Source organism: Pseudomonas sp. AGC41, assembly GCF_057334555.1.
In genome coordinates this window covers 26,600-27,996 of sequence record NZ_JBHFJB010000125.1, presented here as the reverse complement: position 1 = coordinate 27,996, position 1,397 = coordinate 26,600, and the positions used below count along the sequence as shown (strand labels likewise).

The window sequence follows — 1,397 nt, the reverse complement described above, 5'->3', positions numbered from 1 at the left end:
ACGGGCCCGCCGCTGCCGCAGGGCTCTGGATCCAGGCGTTCGCGGGCGGTGTATCAGTGACTTCACAGTCAGGGTCGTAACGGATTGAAGTGGCTTTGAATCTGGGCTCGGCGCATCAATGATGTTTCAACGATGAAACAACCTCAGGCCTGGAGGAGCCGCGCAACGGCGGCGAATGCCTGCTCGCGACGTTGCTCCCAGTCGCCTTCAATCAACAGGAACGGTCGTTGGTGGCGAGCCAGCCAGTCCCTGAGGGTCTCGAAAAAACTCACCCGTTGCGCAAGCTCCGGCTGGCAGCGCAAACCGTCGCCGACCCATTCGACCTGCTCGGGGCTGAGCAGCAGGTGCAAATCGTAATGGCGCGCCAGCAAGGCGGGTTCAAGCCAGTCCGGGCAATCACCGAACAGGGTCTGGCTCCAGAGAATATTGCTCAGCAGATGGGTATCGAGAATCAGCAGCGCCGGCTGCCGGGCCCGAGCCGCGTCTTCCCAGGCGAGTTGCCCGGTGGCGATATCGGTGATGTCGGCCAGGCAGGTATCACGCTGGGTTTGCTCCATGAAGTGACGCACGTATTCGTCCACCCGCAAGCCACCGAAGTGCGCCTGCAGTTGCCCGGCCAGCCAGCTCTTGCCGCTGGATTCAGGACCAGTCAATACCACCACCTTCATGTGCGCAGAGCCGGGTCGGCGCGCCATTCCCGCCAGCCTTGCACCGCCAGCAGAGTAAACAGGGCATAGAGCGCGGCGGTCAGGTACAGGCCCTTGTAGACGAACAGGCCGACAAACATCACATCCAGGACAACCCACAGCGGCCAGCATTGCACGCGCTTTTGCGCCATCCACCACTGGGCCACCAGGCTGAAACCGGTCAGCGCCGCGTCGAGCCAGGGTTGGGCGGCGTCGGTCCAATGCGCCATGGCCGCCCCAAGTATCAGGCTGCCTGCCGCACCGATGGCGAGGCCGAGCAGCACGGATTGACTGCCCAGGTATGTCACCTGTCGACCATGGTGGTTGTGCCCGGCGCGGGTCCACTGCCACCAGCCATACAGTTGCAGGACGGCGTAGACCACCTGCAACAACATGTCGGAGTACAACTTCACGTCGAAGAAGATCCAGCTGTACAGCAGCACCATGACCAGGCCGATCGGCCAGCACCAGGGATTCTGCTTGACGGTCAACCAGACAGCGATCACGCCGAGGGCTGCGGCAAACAGTTCAAGCCCGGACATGGCGGTTCCTTGGGGAAGACGAAGAGGGCGGGGATTGTAAACGTTATGGCGGGCGGAGCTCCAATCCTGGTGCTGGATGCGCTACCGCCTTCGCGAGCAGGCTCGCTCCCACAGGGGATTTGCGCTGGGCACTAAATCCAGGGCCAACACAAAAACCAATGTGGGAGCG

At 62.3% G+C, this 1,397-nt stretch carries 2 protein-coding genes; both read right to left on the bottom strand.

The genetic code is table 11. The features are described 5' to 3' along the window. Positions 1-143 precede the first annotated feature (143 nt). Positions 144-668, bottom strand: coding sequence for an AAA family ATPase (locus ACE04F_RS21665; RefSeq protein ID WP_486109862.1), 525 nt, complete (start codon positions 666-668; stop codon positions 144-146). Beyond that, positions 665-1,228 carry a nicotinamide riboside transporter PnuC gene (gene pnuC / locus ACE04F_RS21660; protein ID WP_486109860.1) on the bottom strand — a complete coding sequence of 188 codons (564 nt, stop codon included), beginning with the start codon at positions 1,226-1,228 and terminating at the stop codon, positions 665-667. Before pnuC ends, ACE04F_RS21665 begins: the two co-directional genes overlap by 4 nt. Positions 1,229-1,397 lie beyond the last annotated feature (169 nt).

What these genes read in the sequence shown, in the direction of transcription:
- pnuC (WP_486109860.1), bottom strand. Translation starts at nt 1,228, where the DNA reads ATGTCCGGGCTTGAACTGTTTGCCGCAGCCCTCGGCGTGATCGCTGTC.
- ACE04F_RS21665 (WP_486109862.1), bottom strand. Translation starts at nt 668, where the DNA reads ATGAAGGTGGTGGTATTGACTGGTCCTGAATCCAGCGGCAAGAGCTGG.